Origin of the sequence: Arundinibacter roseus (genome assembly GCF_004348825.1) — a bacterium.
Taxonomy (GTDB): domain Bacteria; phylum Bacteroidota; class Bacteroidia; order Cytophagales; family Spirosomataceae; genus Arundinibacter; species Arundinibacter roseus.
In genome coordinates this window covers 203430-225396 of sequence record NZ_SMJU01000001.1, presented here as the reverse complement: position 1 = coordinate 225396, position 21967 = coordinate 203430, and the positions used below count along the sequence as shown (strand labels likewise).

Sequence of the window (21967 nt, the reverse complement as noted above, 5' to 3'; positions counted from 1 at the left end):
GCTGATTCGAAACCGAATCCCAAACCTCTATCGACTGTCCATGCGTGAACATCTGCTCACCCTACTGATTTTTCTGCCTCTGACCGGCGCTTTGCTGGCGCTCGTGTGGCCTGCCCACCGCAGCCGCAATCTCCGCCTTTTGACCCTCAGCATTTGCCTGCTCGAAGTTGTCCTGAGCGGGTTTTTATACACAAACTTTGATTTCAGCACGGGTCGCTATCCCTATTCAGAGCTCTATGATTGGATCACCCTGCCGCTGGGCTCGCTTGGCACGGTTTCGATCGACTACGCGTTGGCCGTAGACGGAATCAGCCTGCCGCTCGTGCTGCTGGCAACAAGTATTATGCTCGTGGGTGCCATTAGTTCCTGGACCATCACGGCCCGCCCTAAGGCCTACTTTGCGTTGTATTTGCTTCTGAGCGGCACGGTCGTAGGTTGTTTTCTGGCGCAGGATTTCTTTTTGTTTTACCTCTTTTTTGAATTCATGCTGCTTCCCATGTATTTCCTGATCGGACTTTGGGGAGGGCCCCGGCGTGAATACGCCGCCATCAAGTTTTTTGTGTACACCTTTCTCGGTTCTTTACTGATTCTTATCGTGATGATTGGCCTGTATCTTTCAGCGATTGATCCGCTGGAAACGGCCCGTGCGGCGGGCTGGCTTCTGGCTGGCGAACTGCCTTCCGAAGGTTTGATTTCCAAAGTACAGCAGGCCCTGGCGCAGGGCGTACTTTTGCCTGAGCAGCTGGTGCACACATTCCGGTTTGAGTACCTGGCCGATCCGGCCAATTACCTGCCGGATGCCTGGCTCAATCCAATTTCCGGTATTTTTCTGGGCGAAACTTCGGTACGAGTGCTGGCTTTCTGGCTGTTGTTTGCCGGCTTTGCCGTCAAACTTCCCGTTGTGCCCGTTCATACCTGGCTGCCCGATGCCCACGTCGAAGCGCCCACGCCGATTTCGGTTGTGCTGGCCGGAATTTTGCTTAAAATTGGCGGCTATGGGTTTATCAGAATCGTGCATGGTTTTTTTCCAAATGAAGCCCTCGATAGCTCCGTTCCACTGGCGATTCTGGCTATGATTTCCATTGTGTACGGTGGCTTTAATGCTCTGGCGCAGTACGACCTCAAAAAGATGATTGCCTATTCATCAATCTCACACATGGGATTTGTGTTGCTGGGAATCGCGGCACTAACTGCCGAAGGACTCAACGGCGCTATTTATCAGATGGTTAGCCACGGGGTGCTGTCGGCGATGTTGTTTTTACTGGCTGGTGTTCTTTCAGACCGGACGCATAACCGGCAAATCGATCACTACCGCGGGCTCATTGGCCGAATGCCCCGGTATACGGTCTTAACCGGTATCGCCTTTTTTGCTTCCCTGGGGCTGCCGGGTTTTTCTGGTTTTGTAGGAGAGTTATTTACCTTGATGGGGGCCTTTCGCGCAGGGCAGATTCCGATCTGGATTCCGGCCGTTTCTACCGTTGGTATTGTACTGGCTGCGGCCTATTTTCTGTGGACTTTGCAGCGCATGTTCTTTGGAGAATTCTGGTATCGGAAGTCAGAAGATGCGGCGTTGCTTACAGACCTATCTCCAAGAGAAATGAGCCTGTTGATGGTACTTGCGTTGGCCACGTTGCTGCTGGGCTTATTCCCGAATACCGTTTTTTCAATCACCGGACCAACCGTTCAGGCATGGCTCGATAGCCTGAATTAAAAATTGGACGGATTGACGTATATTAAAATAGTTTAGTTACAAAAAATCCGTTCTTTTTAAAATTATTCAAAGAAAAATACAAATAGAGAACAATCTGACCTTGCAAAAGAATGCTCCTGATAATTTGGCAATATTTAAATATCTTGAAATAATATTTTGATTATTAGTATAAAATATTTTTATGCAAACTTTATTAGAACTATTTTAGTTTTTATAAAGAAGTAGGTTTTCTTTGCTTCGTCTTTACTTACTAGTGAAGTTTCTGCCGATTTGAGTTTTTCTACATGATACGAGTGGCTTACATGCTGGTGCTGATTTTGTCGCTGACGCTAAGTAAGGCCCTTTCTTATGGCTCTAATAGTACAATACCTGCAAAAAATTTAATTAAATCAAAGTGTTATTTGAAGCAAACCCGCTGCAAGCCGGTTTCGTCGTATGTCAAAAAAGTAAAAAAGATAAAAGTTACTCATAATGCTTCTTCTCGTGAGTTTGACAATGAAGAAGTAGAAGGAGGGAACTTTGATTTTGAAGATACCCTGGAAACACACTATGAAGACGGTGTGACGCAGTTCATCTGCTTTCGGGCTCTAAAAACGCTGGCCGCGCCTATTCTCAGTGAAGAAAAACGTTGGTTAAGTTTTTTTCTCCCTTATTCTATACCTCCACCCGAACTGGGTTGATTTTCCTCTTTTCTGCGTGTAGTGAATGCCTGATAGTCAGGACACTATTTTCACGTTAAATTATTTAAGTTTTATTTAGTTACATAAATATTTTCAGAATAATTCAGACAGTGAATGGCTGATTTATTTCGGAAGGAAAACTTATGCACAAAAAAACTTTAACCCATCAAAATATTTAATCAATGAAAACTATAACAAACGCCCCCGGATATGTGGCTGTGATCTGTGCTTTCCTGCTGGCAGGATGCACCGTGAACAGCAAAGAAAATGCGGATAAAAATGCTCCCAAAATTACGGTAGACGAATTTCCAGTCATTGAGCTAACAGCACAAAAAGCAGAACTACACCGTGAATATGTTGGAGATATCAATGCGGTCAGAAATGTAGAAATTTACGCTCGTGTGAAAGGCTATCTGGAACAAATATATGTGGATGAAGGGCAGGAAGTGCGCAAAGGTCAGTTACTTTTTCGTATCAATGATGAAGAATATGAAGCCGAAGCTGCCAAAGCCAAGGCAAATCTGCAAAGTGCCATTGCCGAAGCCAAAGCTGCTGAGCTGGAAGTAAGCCGGATCAAGCAATTGGTGGATAAAAAAGTGATCTCAAAAATTGAGTGGGAGGTAGCCGAAGCTCGTTTGCTGGCCTCTCAGGCCCGAATTGAAGAAGCGCGCTCGGCCCAAACGAATGCCGCTATTCACATGAGCCGTACCCGAATCAAAGCGCCATTTGATGGAGTCATCAACCGGATTCCCTACAAAGTTGGAAGTTTGATTGACGAAGGAACGCTGCTGACTTCGGTTTCGGATACCAGGTTTGTGTATGTCTATTTCAATGTTTCAGAAAATGAATACCTCGAATTTATAAAATCCCGCAAACAGACTGGCGATACCGACAACCGCATCGTAGAATTACAGCTGGCCGATGGTTCTGAATTTCCTGAAAAAGGACGAATACAAACCATGGAAGGAGAATTTGACGAAGGAACAGGCTCCATTGCGTTTCGGGCGCAGTTTTCCAATCCAGGCAAACTCCTGAAACACCGCTCTTCGGGTACTATTCGTCTGACCAATGCAGTTACGGATGCTATTTTGGTCCCGCAAAAAGCCGTTTTTGAAATTCAGGATAAAAGCTACGTGTATGTAGTCGGTAAGGATAATCAGGTGAAGGTAAAAAGCTTTGTGCCGAAGTCCCGGTTTTCGGATTATTACCTGGTGCAGTCGGGTTTGAAAGAAGGCGACCGTGTGGTGTACGAGGGGATTCAGTCGTTGAAGGATAATGTAAAAATCCTGCCCAAGCTCGTAAAAGCTGACACGGGGAAGTCTGTTTCGATTGACGAAGGACTTTCGCTATAAGCTATCAAAAGAGTATGCGGTCTATTTTTTTTATCTAACTCGCCCCGATTCATGTTTAATCTTTTTATACGAAGACCCGTGCTTTCATTGGTTATTTCGTTACTAATTACCTTGTTGGGAGGTTTGGCGCTGATCAGCTTACCCATCACACAATTTCCCGAAATCGTTCCGCCGTCGGTGACAGTAACGGCCAAATATACAGGGGCCAATGCGGAGGTATGTACCAAAGCAGTAGCAACTCCGCTCGAACGTGCCATCAACGGTGTGCCGGGCATGACCTACATGTCGTCGGTGTCAAGTAACAACGGCACGACGCTGATCCAGGTTTTTTTTGAAGTAGGCACCGATCCAGACCTCGCGGCGGTCAATGTGCAAAACCGCGTGCAGTCGGTTATTGATGAGCTGCCCGAAGAAGTAATCAAGGCGGGCGTTATGACCGAAAAAGAGGTAAACAGCATGCTGATGTACCTCGACATCATGAGTTCTGATTCGACAATTGGTGAAAAGTTTGTGTATAACTTCGCTGACATCAACGTGTTGGCCGAGCTGAAACGAATTGACGGCGTAGGCTTTGCTGAAATTATGGGTAGCCGTGATTACTCCATGCGCGTATGGCTCAAACCCGACCGGATGACGAGCTATAAAGTATCAACAGAGGAAGTGATTGAGGCGATTCGAGCGCAAAATGTAGAAGCAGCCCCCGGAAAATCAGGTCAAAGCTCAGGACGGACTTCGCCCATGTTGCAATATGTGCTGCGCTACACGGGCAAAATGTACGAGCCCGAACAGTACGAAAACATCGTGATTCGGGCGGAGCCTGACGGCTCGATGCTCAAATTGCGCGATGTGGCCGAAATTGAATTTGGTTCGCTGGATTACAGCATGGCGTCAAAGTCTGACGGTCGTCCGTCGGCTTCGATTATGCTCAAACAGCGCCCCGGCTCGAATGCCCGTGAGGTAATTGCGAACGTAAAGAAGCGGGTGGCCGAATTGAAGGAAACGTCCTTTCCGCCCGGCATGACCTACACGGTCTCGTACGACGTTTCACGCTTTTTGGATGCATCCATTTCTGAGGTAGTACGAACGTTGTTTGAAGCATTTATTCTGGTTTTTCTGATCGTCTACCTGTTCCTTCAGGATTTCCGCTCCACGCTCATTCCGGCCCTTGCCGTTCCTGTGGCCCTGATCGGGACCTTTGCGTTTATGCAAATGCTGGGTTTTTCGATTAATCTGTTGACCCTTTTTGCTCTGGTTTTGGCTATTGGAATTGTGGTCGATAATGCGATTGTGGTGGTAGAAGCCGTGCACGCCAAAATGGCCGAAAGCGATATGAGTGCCCGGGAAGCGACTTTTGCCGCAATGGGCGAGATCAGCGGCGCCATTGTGGCCATCACGCTCGTGATGTCGGCGGTGTTTATACCCGTGGCGTTTATGTCGGGTCCGGTGGGCGTTTTTTATCGACAGTTTTCCCTGACGCTTGCCATTTCCATTGTTATTTCCGGAATCAACGCCCTCACCCTAACGCCTGCTTTGTGCGCTCTTCTTTTGAAAAATACGCATCATGAAGAAAAGAAGCAGACGATTCTAAATCGCTTTTTTGGCACCTTCAACCGCGGCTATGACTCCGTAGCTGCGCGGTATAAGTCTTTGGTAGGAGTAATCGCAGGGCGGCGGGTTATCACGATTCTGTTGTTAGTAGCCTTTTGTGCAGCTACCTGGGGGATCAATTCTATTTTACCGGCGGGTTTTATTCCGACCGAAGATCAGGGCGTTTTGTATGTCAACGTGACCACACCCGTAGGCGCTACCGTCGAGCGGACGGAGGTCGTTTTGGATGAAGTGCAGCGGGTGGCCGCCGAAATTGAAGAGGTTGAATCAGTATCTACGCTGGCAGGTTATAGCCTCATGACCGAGTCGGCAGGCGCTTCGTACGGCATGGGCATGATTAACCTCAAAGCCTGGGACGACCGCAATCGGTCGGTGCAGGATATCATTGAGATCATGCAGGAAAAAACAAAAAATATTCATGATGCAAGCATTGAGTTTTTTCCACCACCTACGGTGCCCGGTTTTGGAAATTCGAGCGGGTTTGAGCTCCGCCTGCTGGATAAAACCGGAAGCGGAGATTTGCAACAAACCGCCCGGGTGACGAATGAATTTATTGCGGCCCTAAAAGAAACACCGGCCATCAATAACGCTTTCACGAGTTTTGATGCGAGTTTTCCACAGTACCTGATTCACGTGGATCAGGACATGGCTGCCCAGAAAGGCGTAACCGTCGACAATGCCATGAGTACGCTCCAAACGCTAATCGGGAGCTACTATGCATCAAATTTTATTCGCTTTGGGCAAATGTACAAAGTGATGGTGCAGGCCGATCCGCGCTACCGGGCGGCACCCGAAGACATCATCAAGATGTACGTTAAAAACAATCGGGGCGAAATGGTTTCCTATTCTACCTTCACCCAACTCGAACGAGTTTACGGCCCTGAACAGCTCACGCGCTACAACATGTTTACGTCGGCGATGATAAACGGCGACGCTGCTGCGGGATTCAGTAGTGGCGATGCCATCAAAGCCGTAGAAGAAGTGGCGGCCCAAAAACTCCCCAAAGGATTTACCTACGAGTGGTCGGGTATGACGCGCGAAGAAATCCTGTCGGGCGATCAGGCCATTTATATTTTCATTCTATGTCTGGTGTTTGTATATCTGCTGCTGGCGGCGCAATATGAAAGTTTTCTGCTGCCGTTGCCTGTTATTCTGTCGTTGCCAACGGGTATTTTCGGGGCCTTTTTAGGGTTAAAACTTCTGGGGCTGGAAAATAATATTTATGCGCAGGTTTCTTTGGTTATGCTCATTGGGCTTTTGGGTAAAAACGCCATTCTGATTGTAGAATACGCTATTTTGAGACAAAAAGAAGGCCTTTCGGTACTGGAAGCGGCTATGGAAGGAGCTACCGAGCGTCTGCGTCCCATCCTGATGACTTCCTTTGCGTTCATTGCGGGTCTTATTCCGCTGTGTATTGCCACGGGTGCAGGTGCGCTGGGCAACCGTTCCATCGGAACTGCCGCTGCCGGCGGTATGCTCATTGGGACGATCTTTGGGATTATCCTGATTCCGGGTCTTTACGTACTTTTTGCAAGTCTTACCGAGAAAAAAACTCCTGAAATTGTGGAGCCTGCGCCTACGGAAGAAACCGAAGAAAATTTAATCAATCAATAGATATAGCTACCTGCCGGGTGTTTCTTCGGCTTCTGAAACACCCGGCGTTCTATGTACAATCTTACGTATATGAAGTGTAACATACCTCTAATAAAATACCTCCTTCCGGTCGTGCTTATGTTTTTGAACGGGTGTAAAATGATGACACCTTTGCCCGCACCAACGTCGCTGCAGGCGCCCCGGACTTTTCTGGAACGCATGGATAGTTCCAGCGTAGGAGGGATGACCATTCGTAATTTTTTTACGGATTCGTATTTGGTGGCTTTGCTGGACACAGCCCTGATCCGAAATCCGGATTTGGCCGTTGCGCAGCAGCGCATTGCTCAGGCCCGGGCCGATTTGCAGGAGCGCTCCGGGGCGTTGTGGCCGACGGTAGATGCTGAGATTTCGGGCGGTGTTCGCCGATTTGGTGAATATACGATGGATGGTGTGGGAAATTATGATACCAATTTTTCGGACAATATCAACCCCGATCAACGCATGACTAACCCGCTTCCCGATTATTTTGTGGGGGCTCGAAGTACCTGGGAAGCGGACATTTGGGGTAAACTTCGTACCCGCCGCAAAGCTGCTTACCTGCGTTTTCTGGCCACAGAAAATGGCCGTCAGTTGGTTCAAACTACCCTGGTGGCCGATATTGCCCGCTTGTACTATGAGTTATTGACGCTGGATAATCAGTTGGAAATTATTCAACGAAATGCCGTTTTGCAGCAACAAGCTCTGGAAACTATAATTATTCAGAAAGAGGGTGGCCGGGCCAATGAGTTGGCCGTCAGGCAATTTGCGGCTCAGTTGCTCAATACCCAAAGCCTGGAAATACAAATTCGACAACAAATTTTGGAAATAGAAACCCGCATCAATACCCTCATGGGACGTTTCTCTCAGCCCATCGTACGCGGAAATCCTATTTTGGATCAAAAGCTTCCACAAAGTATTGGTGTGGGTATTCCTGCCGAAATGCTTCGACGGAGACCGGATGTGCAGCAGGCCGAACTCGAACTCAAAGCAAATCAGGAAGAGTTGCAGGCAGCCCGGCTGTCGTTTTTGCCTTCGCTGAACATTACGGCCTACACCGGCCTAAACGCTTTCAGGAGCGCCGTACTTCTGAATCCGGGTTCGCTGGCTTTTGGATTATTGGGAGGATTAACGGCTCCCATTCTGAATCGACAGGCGTTGCGTGCCAATCAGAATCGTGCGCAGGCCCGAAGTCTGGAAGCGTTGTACAGCTATAATAAAACGATTCTGGAAGCGTATCAGGAATCCGCTCTGCTGATGGGAACTATTGATAATTTAAAGAAAATATCGGCTCTGAAAACCCAGGAAACGTCGGAGTTGCAGCAGGGCGTATCTATTTCCAACGATTTGTATTTGGCGGGATATGCCTCCTATCTCGAAGTAATCACCGCGCAGCGCTCGGTACTTTCTGCCGAACTGGAACAAACGACGATCCGGCAACGGGAGTTTTCGGCACTCATTGATCTCTACCGTTCGTTGGGTGGCGGTTGGGAATAGATTTGAACCTCTTTTCCACTACTAATCAAACGCCCCGAAGACGTTACATCCTTCGGGGCGTCCTTTTATCAAAATTCTTGTATGGCGTTGGGTTTTTCCGTAATTTAGGAGAGCACAGAATGTGCCTGCGTGTGGATATGTACCTGTCTTCGGTTTCAGAAACACACGCAAACTTTCACCTAATTTACCATCCCTATGTTTTTTATAATTTTAGGTCTGCTGCTTGTTGTGGCGGGTTTTGCGATTAATACCCCCTCACTGAATATCTCCCGCTTTTCACGGCCCGTCAAAATTGCGGGAATTCTCGTGGCACTCGTTGGTGCACTTACTGCGAGTATTCGGCAGATTGATGCGGGGACCATTGGCGTTCAGTCGCTGTTTGGAAAAGTAAGTACCAATGTGCTTGAAAATGGATTGAATTTTGTCAATCCGCTGGTCGAGGTTACCGTTTTCGACACCAAAACCCAAAACTACACCATGTCGGCCACGGCTGCGGAAGGCGAGCAATCGGGCGATGACGCCATCCGGGTGCTGTCGGCAGACGGTCTGGAAGTGGTCATTGACCTGACGGTTCTGTACAAAATTGTCCCAAGCTCTGCACCGACGATTTATCAACAAATTGGCCGAGATTATAAGGATAAAATCGTTCGGCCCGTTACGCGTACAAGGATTCGGGACAATGCTGTTTATTATGATGCGGTTTCACTTTATTCCAAAAAACGCGATGAGTTTCAGGATCGGATTTACAAAACCATCGACAAGGATTTCAAAGAACGTGGCCTGATTCTGGAACAGCTGTTGATTCGGAACATTAATTTGCCTGAATCAGTGAAGAAAACCATTGAATCAAAAATAAATGCAGAACAGGACGCGCAGAAAATGGAATTTGTCCTGCAAAAAGAACAGCAGGAAGCCGAGCGGAAGCGGGTAGAGGCCAAGGGTATTTCGGATTACCAAACCATCATTGCGACAAGTCTTACCGACCGGCAGTTGCAGTATGAGTTGATTAAAGCCCAAAAAGAACTGGCAGAATCGCCGAATACAAAAATTGTCATTTTGGGTGGAGGAAAAGGCGGAATTCCGCTGATTTTGAATGATAAGTAAGGGAAGCTAGAATGCCATCATTGGTATTTTGTTAATGCCTTTGTTGGTGTTTTCACCATAGCCGTCAGGCTAAGAATAGCTTCGGAGAAGCTAAATGTTTGTAGGTAATTCATAATCAGCAAGTTATGGAGCTTCGGAGAAGCGCAATGTTGACGGTCACTTAAAGTCATCGAAGAAGCATAAAATCATAATATTGCGCTTCTCCGAAGCTATTTAGTTACAAAAACCAGCTTTTCCTACAAACATTGGGCTTCTCCGAAGCCTGGTGAATTCACCAACAATATTTACGCCCTAGTTTGCGGTGTAGTTGGGATTTTTCACCAACTACGGACCAATAAATTAAACTTTTGTACTTTTAAATCTTCTTCATAAATACTATTACATTAGATACAAACAACTACATTCAACAAATAATCATGGATACGGAAATGACTTCAAACTTGGCGGCTGAACGATTAGCTGATTTAAGAGTCGCAATGAATTTGTCCCGTCCTAAATTTGCTATTCTGGTAGAACTAGGTGCCCACACCATTTCAAGAGTCGAAAACGAAATGACTGAGCCCTCAGAATACATGCTGAGTCAGATAGAAAAGGCTATTCCCGGCTCTACCGCCTACATTTTGGGCAAAACTCATTTTATGCCTAGCCATCCACTGTTAGAGAAAACGAAGGATGAGCACGAAGGCCAAAGTCTCAGAGTTTATCTAAAACGTAAGGATATTAAACAGGCTGATCTTTCTAAAAAGATAGGCGTTACCCGGGCTATGATAAATGTATATTTGAATACTTCCCGTTTCAGATCCGATGTGAAAGAAAAAATTCTTCATGCTTTAAACGTTCCTGAAGAAATTGTATTTGGAGAGAAGAATCTAAATTTACTCACCACGCGGTTATCGTCTGTAAATCAGCCTGTATACAAAGAGTTTGTCGTTCTACCCAAATTAGACCCACAAATCCGGACTGATCTTACATTGCAGAAAATCGTAGACACTTTACTTCATTTCGATGACAGAAACCCCCAACCCGATGGCTGGCTTATGCGACGAGGACGGCTCACTGATGAAGAATTGGCTTCTGCCGTCGTTTTTGAAACAATACCATCAGACTATGTGAAATTCAAGCCAGGAACTTTGCTGGTTGGCTATTTATTATCAGCCGATCAGTTCGAGGACTTAAAGCCAGATGATTTGGTTGCTGTCCGGGTCGCTGAGCAATTATTGATTGCACCCGTTTACAAAAACACCATGGAGAAACCCGAAGGTGAATTAATGCTTTTGCTCGAGTTCAACTCACTCATTCTGAAAGTACCTGATATTGAGTATATGTTTTATATCTCGCACGTGATTGAATCGGATCTAAGCAGGTAAATTGTGACCTCATATTTGTACTCAAGCACAAGCCTGCCAAATCAAACTCAGGATAAAAAGAGTTTCTGGTAATGCTTCATGGCTATTATTTTTCAAGCCTTATATTCGGTGTAGTTGATGAAAAACACTAACTACAGCTAAATACATTTGATGTTTTCACCAACTACACTAAAACAACCAAGGCCCGCAGAGAACCTGCGGGCCTTGGTTTATATGAAGCAACAAGTATCAATTACTTTTTAAGACTTGCCAAAAATTCTACGACATCTCTGATCTCTCTTTTAGACATAATATAGCCCATCGGCGGCATGCTCGACGGAAGGTTTTCCCGTTTGGCGATGCGTGCGGTTGGTACTTTCAGCGGCTCAGCTTCGGAGGTTTTCAGCGTGAGTTCGCTGCTGGTTTCGGCCATCAAAATTCCTGTAATCATCTGATCATCTTTGAGGGTCAGCGTCACGGTGCCATAGCCGGGGGCAAGGCGGGCGCTGGGTTCAATCAGGGCTTCAAGGATTTTCTCGCGGCTAAGCTCATTGGCAATCGTTGTAAGCGAAGGCCCTACTTCTCCACCTCTGCCATTGACAGCGTGGCAACGCACACATTGCCCCGTAGAATTGGTGTAAAAATAACGCTGTCCCTGCTGACGGTCGCCACCGTAAAGGGCATCCAAATAGTCGGCTACGCCCGTACCTTTGGGCCTTGCCGCGGCAAGGCGGCTAATCAACGCCTCTGAGTGCGTAGAGTCTACGGCTTCGGTCAGTTCGAGGTTGAGCGCGGGCGATAGCTCTTTTTTCTCTACCCGGCTAATCAGATTGCCAAGAATGGTGGTCGTTTTCTGGGCGGGTGCTGCACTCAAAATTCGCAGCATTTGCTGTTGTTCTTTTACCGAACCTTTGGCAAAAATCACATTTACAATATCTGAAAGTGCCTGTTCTGAAAGCGTTTGGCTGTTTACAAGGCTAAGAGCCCGTGTGCGTACATCTTCGTTGCTATCGTTCATTCCTTTTTTAAGGATCGATTCCAAATCGGAATATTGCAGGGCTGTAAGCGACGTAAGTACAGCAGACCGGACGTCAGGGAACGGATTATTATTCAGGATATGGATCAGTTCCTTCTGTTGGCTTTTGATTTGTAAAGCACTCATGATTTCCGCAGTGGCAATCAGTACCTGCGGCTCGCTGTCGGCCAATAGTGTAGCAAGATGCGGCTCTACCAATGCCTGAATGGACGCTGGATCACGAGTCACAACGCCCCGATAGCGGCCATCGACGCGGTCGAGTACCGAAGGCGACGCCCATGAAGCAATCGTTGCGAGGGCTTCGGTGCGGAGGTCTTTGGGTACGTTGCGGCGTTTGGCAAAAGCAATCAGAGAAGCAAGCTGCTCGTTTCCACCCACCCGCAAACTGGCATTGATGGCACGGCGAAGCAAGGGTTCTGACGTAAAACGGGTTTCTTTGAGCGTTGCGGCAAGGGAAGGCAGCGCAGCCGGAATCGACAGGTCGTCGTTGATGGCCCGGGCTGCTTCGGCTACTATGTACTCGTCGGAGTCGGCGAGAAACAGGCGCACATTTTCATTTTTCCAGCGGCGTAGCACCAGCACGGCGGCTAGTCGCAGCGATTTGTCAGGACTTTTAGCAAGCGCTATAATTGGCTCCGTTTGGTTCAGGCGGGTGAGTGCCAAAACCGCTGCATGCCGCAGGTACACATCTTTATCCTGATTGGCCTCAATCATTTTTAACAAAGCCGGAACCGCCGCCGTGTAGCCTACGCGGCCAATGGCTTGCGCGCCAAAGAATTTTACCCGGTCGTTTTGGCTCGTGAGCAGGGGAGCAAGCATCGGGCCTGCCTCAGCAATTGCCGCATCGCCAAGAACTTTGGCGGCCTGTCCTACGATTTCGGGATCAGCGTCTTTCAGCAAAGCCAACAGCGGATTGCCATACGATTTGTTTTGACGGGCCAATTGGCCTAAGCCCCACACGGCATGAATCCGCGCCATTTGAGGGGATGAGGATGCGAGCGCTTTTTCAAAAACAGCAGCTCCCGGCGCAGCTCTTTTTACCAATTCAAACTGAGCTTTTTGCCGAATGCGCATGTCCTGATTGGACAAAAATCCAAGCAATGCATCTTCTGACTGCGTAGCGTAGTTGAGCTGCATCAGGCGTTTGGTTTCTTCCCGCAGGGCTTTATAATCATCTTTATCAGCCGTTACGTCAAGCTTCCATACACGTCCTGCATCTTTGGTGTTCCAGCCGTTGAGCCAGTCGGCCACGTACAATGCGCCATCGGGGCCAAAGCGGATGCCCGTGGGGAGAATACCGTTCAGGATATTTTTTTCGCCATCGAGCACAAACGAGGCGCCCTGTGGTTTCAAACCAAACGACCAAATGGGCGAGCGGGCAGGATTTCCCACAAATTCCACCAAAAAGAATTTATTTTTCCACTCCGAGCCCAGCGCCGTACCCGGATTATAAACCATACCTGTGGGGCCATTGTGGAAATTCATGATGGGCGGAATGATATAGGCAGCCTGTCCTTCCCAACGAGGTTTGAAAAGCTGCTCGTCCATCCAGACTTTATAGCTATTGTTTTTCGGATCGGTATATTTTCCGTATTGCCAGTTGGCGCGCCAGCCGGCATCATGCCCGTCCACAATGTGTACCAATCGCTCGCTTTCGCCGGGGTGGTCGCCGTCGTTGTCGGCGGTAATTAAATTGCCGTACTCATCAAACACAAACTCATGCGTATTGCGCAGTCCGGCGGCAAAGACTTCAAAATTGCTGCCGTCCGGCTCCGACCGTACGATGATTCCCTCATTGGGGTACTCGTGTTTTTTGCCGGATTTGTCGGTTAAGGAAGCGCCAATATCGCCAATACCCCAGTAAATGCGCCCGTCGGGACCTTCGATGGCACCCGACATGCCGTGGCCGCCAAAGCCAATGTGCACGCCGTAGCCGTGGCTGATCGACGTTTTCTGATCGGGCAGGCCGTCACCGTTAGTATCGGTCAGGCGCCACATATCGGGGGCAATGCCCACAAACATATCTTCGGCCCGCACGAGCAGCGCTCCGGCTACGTCCGAAATTTCTTCAAAAAAATCGCTGAGGATACGGGTAGAGACATCGGCAAGGCCGTCGCCGTCGGTATCTTCCAGCCGCCAAACTTCGTCTTTTTCAACGGCCAGGTCTTTCCAGTCGTGGGAGCCGTCTTCGTTAAGGTCTTTAAGCCACTCGTTTTCGGCACTTTTTTCAGGGGCAAACGTCTCACGCAAAAAGGCCCGGCGTTCTTCCACCGTTTGGAGTGCAATGGAGGGCGTCATCCAGTTGCGATGCCCGCGAATATCAAATTCTGAGTTTTTTTGCCGGTTCGTCCGGGTCAGGTACACCCGGCCCTGATCGTCAATCGACATGGCGATTGGGTCCGGTGCCAGCGAATCAGAAGCCCATAAATCGAGCTTCAGGCCATCAGCCAATTTAATGGAGCTATTGTCCCGAATCTCCGTTGCCCGTGCCGTGGCTGCATCTTCTTTAACCACAATGGGTAACGAACCCGTAGGCGCCAGTTTCATACAGGAAACAACCATACCTGCTGCCATCAGGTACAGAAACAAACGGGAGTGGTAGAGTTTTTTTAAATTCATAGATAGTAATTCTTACTGTTTGTTAAAAATTGACCGGTTTCAGGTCTATCAGGAAAGAGTAAATTCGCAGGTTTTTATACTCAAAAGTTAATAAAATGGCGCGTATAGATCAGTACGATAGAATTTGGAATACTTTTACGTTTGAAAAGAGCAGTATAGTTGACCAATAGTTTACAACTAAAATTATGGCAGAAAAAAAGAAAAGTGCGGCGTATTGGGTCGAAAAACTGACGATGCAGGCGCACCCTGAGGGCGGCTATTTTGCCGAAACTTACCGCGCTGCGGAGCTGATTTCAGCGCAGGCGCTGCCGTCACGGTTTGGCGGTGCACGTTCGTTTGGTACGGCTATTTATTTTTTACTCGAAGGGCATCATGTTTCGGCTCTGCACCGCATTCAGGCCGATGAGTTGTGGCATTTTTATACGGGCGATCCGCTGGAAGTTTTTGTAATTGATCCCGAAACCGGAGAGCTCAGCATCATTCGGCTGGGCAATGACCCCGAAGCCGGGCAGGTTTTTCAGGCCGTAGTACCGGCCGGGATGTGGTTCGGTTCCAAACCTATGGCGGGCGGTAGCTATTCCCTTGTGGGCTGTACCGTGGCACCCGGCTTCGATTTCGAAGATTTCGAACTGGCCGATCGCAGCGATTTGCTCGGTCGTTATCCACAACACAGTGCTCTGATTGAGCAACTTACATAAAGATGAGTGATGTAAATTGTACCATAAAAAAAAGCAGGTTTCCATATAGAAACCTGCTTTACTTAATATACTTAATATAGGGGAGGGTTACTCTTTAAGAAAATAAAGTACAGGCTTTTTTTGAGCCTGACTCAAATTACTTAGTGTGTGTAGAGTAGTTGTCCGACGTCCCTATTGTACGGCAATATCGTTTATTGTGGTTTTAGACGCTGATTTAGTCAGATGGTAACAGCGAGATTAAAATAAGTATAGGTAAGCGTTCATTTAAGTGAAAAAATAGATCAAATAGCTATTTGTACAGGATTCTTTCAGAAAAAGTATTTTGTGCATGCCAAACGGGCGCATCTAGCGCCCGTTGACCATTGTAGAAGAGAGAGAACATTGTTTTAAAATACACTGAATTATAAAAAAATGTGTGTGTATACTATGCTACATTATTGTGTATCAGTGTTTTCTCTCTAATTCTAAGCTAAATGGAAGGGACTAAAATTCCAAATAATTAGCATAAAAAAATTGATGTTTACCCCTGACATACAGGAAAACATATTTTTACTTTTGATTGAACCTGGTTCAGGTTGTTTCTGCGGGAATAAGATTTGCATAAAAATGTACTAGTGGGCGTATTTTTAAGTAGCTATTCCCCAACCGAAGTGGCACTTCTCCAATTCAATCAATAATTTGGTATGTTTGTATCAGGCAGATAACTTGCAAGCCTGGAATACGTTAAAATTTAATTTCTCCGAAGAAATACTATGAGCATGGTGAACGACGTAGTGGTTTGGTTTCTGAAACGCCGCCTTCAGCGTATTCAGGATTTTATGCAGAATCCGGTCGAGACTCAGCAGCGTATTTTTAACGAATTAATCCAAACGGCCCGCTATACCGAATGGGGGATTCGGTACAACTATGGCCAAATCAAAACCACTCAGGAATTCCGGGAGCAAGTGCCGGTGTCAACCTACGAAGATCTCTTTCCGTACATCGAGCGGGTGCTGAAAGGCGAGCCCAACGTGCTTTGGCCCACGCCAACCGAATGGTTTTCCAAGTCGTCGGGCACTACCAACGCACGCAGTAAGTATATTCCCGTCACGCCGGAGTCGCTGGAAGAGTGCCACCACATGGGCGGAAAAGATATGATGACGCTCCTCGTGGCCAATCGGCCCGATACGCAGGTTTTTGAAGGAAAAGGACTTTCGATTGGCGGCACGATTCATACAAATCCCTATAATTCGGAAACGCAGGTGGGCGATGTGTCGGCGGTAATTATGCAAAATCTGCCCGCGTGGGGCGAGTTTATGCGCACGCCGCCTCTGGAAGTTGCCCTTTTGGAAAACTGGGAAGAAAAGCTGGAAAAAATGGCCGCTATATGCTCCGAGGAAAATGTCACGAGTATCCTGGGCGTACCTACCTGGACAATCGTGCTGCTGGATCGGATCATGGAGCATAAAGGCGCGCAGTCTATGCTGGATGTTTGGCCCGATTTTGAGGTATTTGTTCACGGGGCCGTTGCGTTTCAACCCTACCGTGAGCTTTTTTCCAAAAAATATTTTCCGTCCGACAAAGTTACCTACCTCGAAACCTACAACGCTTCCGAAGGTTTCATTGCCTTGCAGGACGACCTCGCTCATCCCGGCGAAATGCTACTGATGCTCGACTATGGCATTTTCTATGAGTTTATGCCCATGGAAGAATTAGGCAAACCTTTTCCAAAAACGCTGACTTTGGATGAAGTAGAACTGGATAAAAACTATGCGATTATTCTGTCTACCAACTCGGGTTTGTGGCGCTATTTGATCGGAGATACCATAAAATTTACTTCCCGCTTTCCTTTTCGTCTGAAAGTAAGCGGCCGCACCAAGCATTTCATCAATGCTTTTGGTGAAGAACTGATTGTTGAAAATGCCGAAATGGCCCTGACCGAAGCCTGCGAAGAGACAGGGGCAATTGTCCGGGACTTTACGGCCGGGCCCGTGTACATGGAGGATGGCGCGCGGGGAAGGCACGAATGGATCATCGAATTTTCCAATGATCCAAACGATCTGTCCGTTTTTGTTGAAACACTTGATGCAGCCCTGCGGCGGCTGAATTCGGACTATGATGCCAAACGGTTTCAGGATATTGCCTTGCTCAAACCTTTGGTTCAGGTGGTTGCGCCCGGTACTTTTTACGAATGGATGGGGCGCCGTAAAAAACTTGGCGGACAAAATAAAGTACCACGACTCAGCAACGACCGGGTCTATATTGAGGAAATCAGAGAATTGCTGGAGCAGGCTACGCGCTAAGTAGCTGAATGTATTTCGTCGCTTGTTCACCCACTTTCTTCCGTGAGCTTTGTACCACCACAGCCCACGGATGAGAGAAAAAGCTCCGTAGGAGCAATCCGTTTGTAGCAACTTAGAATATTTATTCGTTTGAGCTCCGTTGGGAGCGGCCCAAAAATCTTACAATCCGGTATTCACTTTGGCTGTGAAAAGCAAACGATCAATAATTTCCCCCGATTTACTTTTCTATTTCACAGAAATACATCGTAGATTGATGTGCAGCCTTTGGGGCTGTGCGACACAGCCCACGGATTTGGGCCTTTGGGGCTGTGCGACACCATAGCCGTCAGGCTAATGGCCTCGGAGAGGCCCAATGTTTGTAGAAAAAGCCATTGTGGTTATAAAAAAGCTTCGGAGAAGCGCAATATTACACTTTGGCAATGGAGTCCGAGTTTGAACTAGCTGCAAACATTGCGCTTCTCCGAAGCTTGTTAACTAACTGATTATGAGATACTACAAACGTTCCGCTTCTCCGAAGCTATTCTTAGCCTGACGGCTATGGTGCGACGCAGCCCACGGATTTGGGCCTTTGGGGCTGTGCGACACAGCCCACGGATTTGGCCCACGGATTTGCCTGCTTAACCTACTTTAAAAGGATATAAATCGTAGAATGGAATTAAGAGAATTCAAGCCAAGGAAGATTTTGAACAAAGCCTTCCTGAAAGTAAAGCCCAACAGAGATGAAATTGAACGTTTCAAAACCAATCTTATTTCGTTACTCGACCGCACAAATGACACGGAAAGCGAAGAGTTTCATAAAAACCTGGTTTCGGACTTTCTAAAAGATACCTATTACAAACAAAACCACTTCATCAATACCAAAGGCCGGAACGACCTTGTGATTCATAACGGCCCCCACGCCAATACTTCGGTGGGGGTAATTATTGAAGCGAAAAAACCGACCAACAAAGCAGAAATGCTAACCTCCAAAAAGCTGAACGTGAAGGCGTTTCAGGAATTGGTGCTGTATTATTTGAGGGAGCGAATTACCTACAAAAATCTTGAAGTAAAATACCTCATAGCAACCAATATCAACGAATGGTTCATTTTTGATGCGACTACATTTGACAAACTTTTTGCCCAAAATAAAAACCTTGTAAAACAATTCAACGATTTTGAAGGAGGACGGCTGGCCGATACCAAAACCGATTTTTTTTACAAACAAATTGCGGAGCCGTTTATCGGTAACATCACCGGCGAAATTGAATTTACCTATTTCAATATTCAGGAGTATCAAAAACCGCTGCGTAATGCGGATAAGGCCGACGATACGGCGCTGATTGCGTTGTTCAAATTGCTGTCGCCGGAGCATCTGTTAAAATTACCTTTTACTAACGATAGCAATAGCCTCGACAAACGGTTTTATAGTGAGCTGCTACACATTATTGGCCTGACCGAAACCAAAGAAGGAAGCAAAAAGCTGATTGAACGCAACAAGGCGGGTGAACGAAATACGGGAACAATCCTTGAAGATGCGATTATTCAGCTGGATAGTCTGGATAAATTGAGCCGGTTGGAAAAACCGGGACAATACGGAAATACGCAGGAGGAACGACTCTTCAATGTAGCCCTGGAACTCACAATTACGTGGATCAATCGGATTTTATTTTTGAAGTTGCTGGAAGCGCAGCTGCTTACGTACCACAAAGGCGACCAATCGTACTCGTTTTTGAATCTGAATAAAATCAAAAACTATGACGATCTGAACGGGTTGTTTTTTCAGGTGCTGGCACGTAAATATGACAAAAGAAACGACGATGTAAAAAAGGCGTTTGAGAAAGTACCTTACCTGAATTCTTCGCTTTTTGAGCCAACGGATTTGGAGCAGCTTACTTTGTTTATCAGCAATTTGAAAGACGAGAAAACGATTCCAATCATTTCTTCTACCGTTTTGAAAGATCAGTATGGTAAAAAAAGAACGGGAAAACTAAGCACGCTCGACTATTTGTTTGAATTTCTGAATGCCTATGATTTTAGTAATGAAGGAGCCGAAGAAATTCAGGAAGATAACAAAACGCTGATCAATGCGTCGGTTCTTGGGTTGATTTTTGAAAAAATAAATGGCTACAAAGACGGCTCGTTTTTTACTCCGGGTTTCATTACGATGTACATGTGCCGTGAAACGATCCGAAAGGCGGTGGTGCAGAAATTTGACCAGAATTTTCCTGATTTGGGGATTGGAAAAATTGAGGATATTTATGAGTTGATCCCGCATAAAATATCAAGAAAGAAAGCCAATGAAGTAGTCAACAGCATCAAAATATGTGATCCTGCGGTGGGGTCGGGGCATTTTCTGGTTTCGGCTCTGAATGAAATGATTGCGGTAAAAAACGATCTGAAAATACTGGAAGACAGGCAGGCTAAGTCGCTGCACAGGTACGAGGTAGAAGTAGTGAATGATGAGTTGATCGTTACGGACGAAGAAGGTGAACTATTTGACTATAACCCGGCCAATAAAGAAAGTCAGCGTATACAGGAAACACTTTTTCACGAAAAGCAGACGCTGATTGAAAATTGCCTTTTTGGTGTGGATATTAACCCCAACTCAGTAAAGATTTGTCGGTTGCGCTTGTGGATTGAACTTTTGAAAAATGCCTATTACAAAAATGCCACCGAACTGGAAACATTGCCCAATATTGACATCAACATCAAATGCGGGAATTCCCTGGTGAGCCGGTTTGCTATTGATGCCGACATTAAGCAGGCGTTAAAGAAAAGCAAGTGGACGATTGACAGCTACCGGATAGCCGTGGATACGTACCGAAATGCCGAAAGTAAGGAACAAAAAAGAGAAATGGAACGGCTGATTGCCGACATTAAGTCGGATTTTAGAAGTGAAATTTCTTTGAATGACCCAAAACTAAAAAAACTGCGCAAACTATCGGGCGAGTTGTTTCAAATGACCAATCAGCAGCAACTTTTTGAAATGAGTAAAAAAGAAAAAGCCGTCTGGAACAAAAAAGTGCAGCAACTGACCGTTGAAACAAAAAAGATAGAAACAGAAATAGAAGAAATAAAAGCCAATAAAATTTTTGAAAATGCCTTTGAATGGCGCTTTGAATTTCCCGAAGTACTGAACGATGAAGGCGATTTTGTAGGCTTTGATGTGGTGATTGGAAATCCTCCGTATATCAGGCAGGAAGAGTTAGGAGATTTTAAAAATCATCTTATTTCTAACTATAAAGTATTTACATCAGGAGGTGATATTTTTTCATATTTTTATGAGTTAAGCCATAGTATAATGAAAGAGAAGGGTTATTTTTCATTTATTAATAACACTTTTGACAAAACAACAGCAGGAAAAACGTTAAGAAATTTTGTTGAAAATAATTTTCGATTTGAAAGATACATTGATTTTACAGATGTTACGGTTTTTGAAGAAGCAACAACTTATCCAGTTATACTTATAGCTCAAAAAAACAAGCATAAGAGCAATTTTAAATTTTTCAAATTCACAAAAATTAATTTCAACAATAAAGATTTATTAAGCGATGAATCAGTATACACAGAAGTTGCACAGGATAAATTAAATTCGTCTGCCTGGAATTTCATAAATCCATTTGAACAAAATATTTTAGCTAAAATTCAAAAATATAAAACTATTGGAGAAATATATGGAAAGTGTTTTCGAGGGATTATTACAGGATTAAATGAAGGTTTTGTAATTGAAAGTAATTTAGGAAATTACGCTGTTTTGAAACATGTTTATGATGGGAAAGATTTAAAGAAATGGACAACGCCTCAACCATTTAAAAAAATGATTGTCTTTGAAAGTAAATCAACAACAAAGACTTTTGGTAAACTAACTGAGGACGTAGCATTGGGAAAAATGAAGGAATCTTATCCGGAAATTTTTAATCATCTTGAATGTTTTAAAGAGAAAGCCAAAAAGCGTTTTGATAAAGGTGAATTTTGGTGGGAATTGAGAAACTGTGCCTATTACGATTTATTTGAAAAGCCCAAAATAATTTTTCCTAACCTTCAAAATACAAACAAGTTTGCATTTGATGATACAGGGGTTTACTTAAATGCTCCGGCAGTTTTCTTGCCTTCAAATGATAGATCATTACTAGCTATTCTTAATTCAAAAGTTGTCTGGCACTTTTTAAAAAGTATTTGTGTAATTAGAAGTGGTGGATATATCGAGGTTAAACCACAATATTTTGAACAAATTCCAATTCCATTTATTGATGAGGAATCTCAGTTTAAATTGATCGAATTAGCTGAGAGAGCTATTCAGGAAAAAAGTAGTAATCAGAAAGCCGACACAACCGATTTAGAAAACCAAATTGACCAATTAGTGTATCAACTGTACGACTTGACGGAAGAAGAAATAAAAATTATAGAAACAGCCTAAACCGGCGCA

At 45.8% G+C, this 21967-nt stretch carries 12 protein-coding genes; 10 read left to right on the top strand and 2 right to left on the bottom strand.

Annotated elements, in window-relative coordinates; all coding sequences use genetic code 11:
• Positions 1-40: 40 nt before the first annotated feature.
• The 7 genes from EZE20_RS01015 (at position 41) to EZE20_RS00985 (ending at position 10948) form a co-directional block, all read left to right on the top strand.
• Positions 41-1711, top strand: coding sequence for a complex I subunit 4 family protein (locus EZE20_RS01015; protein WP_132113558.1), 1671 nt, complete (start codon positions 41-43; stop codon positions 1709-1711).
• Between the two features lie 302 nt (positions 1712-2013).
• A complete protein-coding gene (locus EZE20_RS01010) occupies positions 2014-2391 on the top strand; it encodes a hypothetical protein (RefSeq protein WP_165933375.1) in 378 nt (125 codons plus the stop codon).
• A gap of 182 nt (positions 2392-2573) precedes the next feature.
• Complete coding sequence (locus EZE20_RS01005) at positions 2574-3743, top strand: efflux RND transporter periplasmic adaptor subunit (protein WP_132113554.1); 1170 nt, start codon at positions 2574-2576, stop codon at positions 3741-3743.
• A 51-nt stretch (positions 3744-3794) separates the two neighbouring features.
• Positions 3795-6965, top strand: a complete 3171-nt coding sequence (locus tag EZE20_RS01000) for an efflux RND transporter permease subunit (protein ID WP_132113552.1) — start codon at positions 3795-3797, stop codon at positions 6963-6965.
• 138 nt (positions 6966-7103) lie between these two features.
• A complete protein-coding gene (locus tag EZE20_RS00995) occupies positions 7104-8477 on the top strand; it encodes a TolC family protein (protein ID WP_228713486.1) in 1374 nt (457 codons plus the stop codon).
• A 195-nt stretch (positions 8478-8672) separates the two neighbouring features.
• Positions 8673-9581 carry a prohibitin family protein gene (locus EZE20_RS00990; RefSeq protein WP_132113548.1) on the top strand — a complete coding sequence of 303 codons (909 nt, stop codon included), beginning with the start codon at positions 8673-8675 and terminating at the stop codon, positions 9579-9581.
• Positions 9582-9997: 416 nt separating this feature from the next.
• Positions 9998-10948 carry a helix-turn-helix transcriptional regulator gene (locus tag EZE20_RS00985; protein ID WP_132113546.1) on the top strand — a complete coding sequence of 317 codons (951 nt, stop codon included), beginning with the start codon at positions 9998-10000 and terminating at the stop codon, positions 10946-10948.
• Between the two features lie 232 nt (positions 10949-11180).
• Here EZE20_RS00985 and EZE20_RS00980 read toward each other — a convergent pair whose 3' ends face one another.
• Complete coding sequence (locus EZE20_RS00980; protein WP_132113544.1) at positions 11181-14582, bottom strand: DUF7133 domain-containing protein; 3402 nt, start codon at positions 14580-14582, stop codon at positions 11181-11183.
• Between the two features lie 185 nt (positions 14583-14767).
• On the opposite strand from EZE20_RS00980, the gene EZE20_RS00975 reads away from it, so the two are divergent.
• Both EZE20_RS00975 and EZE20_RS00970 read left to right on the top strand, forming a co-directional pair.
• Positions 14768-15280: a cupin domain-containing protein gene (locus tag EZE20_RS00975; protein ID WP_132113542.1), complete on the top strand. Its 513-nt coding sequence runs from the start codon at positions 14768-14770 to the stop codon at positions 15278-15280.
• Between the two features lie 752 nt (positions 15281-16032).
• Complete coding sequence (locus tag EZE20_RS00970) at positions 16033-17562, top strand: GH3 auxin-responsive promoter family protein (protein ID WP_132113540.1); 1530 nt, start codon at positions 16033-16035, stop codon at positions 17560-17562.
• Positions 17563-17792: 230 nt separating this feature from the next.
• On the opposite strand, the gene EZE20_RS24510 is transcribed toward EZE20_RS00970, so the two are convergent.
• Positions 17793-17915, bottom strand: a complete 123-nt coding sequence (locus EZE20_RS24510) for a hypothetical protein (RefSeq protein WP_262709629.1) — start codon at positions 17913-17915, stop codon at positions 17793-17795.
• Between the two features lie 296 nt (positions 17916-18211).
• On the opposite strand from EZE20_RS24510, the gene EZE20_RS00965 reads away from it, so the two are divergent.
• The gene (locus EZE20_RS00965) at positions 18212-21958 is read left to right on the top strand and encodes a class I SAM-dependent DNA methyltransferase (protein WP_132113538.1); all 3747 of its coding nucleotides are present in this window, start codon (positions 18212-18214) and stop codon (positions 21956-21958) included.
• Positions 21959-21967: the final 9 nt, after the last annotated feature.

Excerpts from the sequence above, each read along its gene's own strand:
- EZE20_RS01000 (WP_132113552.1), top strand. The coding sequence starts at position 3,795 with ATGTTTAATCTTTTTATACGAAGACCCGTGCTTTCATTGGTTATTTCG.
- EZE20_RS00965 (WP_132113538.1), top strand. The coding sequence starts at position 18,212 with ATGGAATTAAGAGAATTCAAGCCAAGGAAGATTTTGAACAAAGCCTTC.
- EZE20_RS00980 (WP_132113544.1), bottom strand. The coding sequence starts at position 14,582 with ATGAATTTAAAAAAACTCTACCACTCCCGTTTGTTTCTGTACCTGATG.
- EZE20_RS00975 (WP_132113542.1), top strand. The coding sequence starts at position 14,768 with ATGGCAGAAAAAAAGAAAAGTGCGGCGTATTGGGTCGAAAAACTGACG.
- EZE20_RS01005 (WP_132113554.1), top strand. The coding sequence starts at position 2,574 with ATGAAAACTATAACAAACGCCCCCGGATATGTGGCTGTGATCTGTGCT.
- EZE20_RS00995 (WP_228713486.1), top strand. The coding sequence starts at position 7,104 with ATGATGACACCTTTGCCCGCACCAACGTCGCTGCAGGCGCCCCGGACT.
- EZE20_RS01010 (WP_165933375.1), top strand. The coding sequence starts at position 2,014 with ATGCTGGTGCTGATTTTGTCGCTGACGCTAAGTAAGGCCCTTTCTTAT.
- EZE20_RS00970 (WP_132113540.1), top strand. The coding sequence starts at position 16,033 with ATGAGCATGGTGAACGACGTAGTGGTTTGGTTTCTGAAACGCCGCCTT.
- EZE20_RS01015 (WP_132113558.1), top strand. The coding sequence starts at position 41 with ATGCGTGAACATCTGCTCACCCTACTGATTTTTCTGCCTCTGACCGGC.
- EZE20_RS00985 (WP_132113546.1), top strand. The coding sequence starts at position 9,998 with ATGGATACGGAAATGACTTCAAACTTGGCGGCTGAACGATTAGCTGAT.
- EZE20_RS00990 (WP_132113548.1), top strand. The coding sequence starts at position 8,673 with ATGTTTTTTATAATTTTAGGTCTGCTGCTTGTTGTGGCGGGTTTTGCG.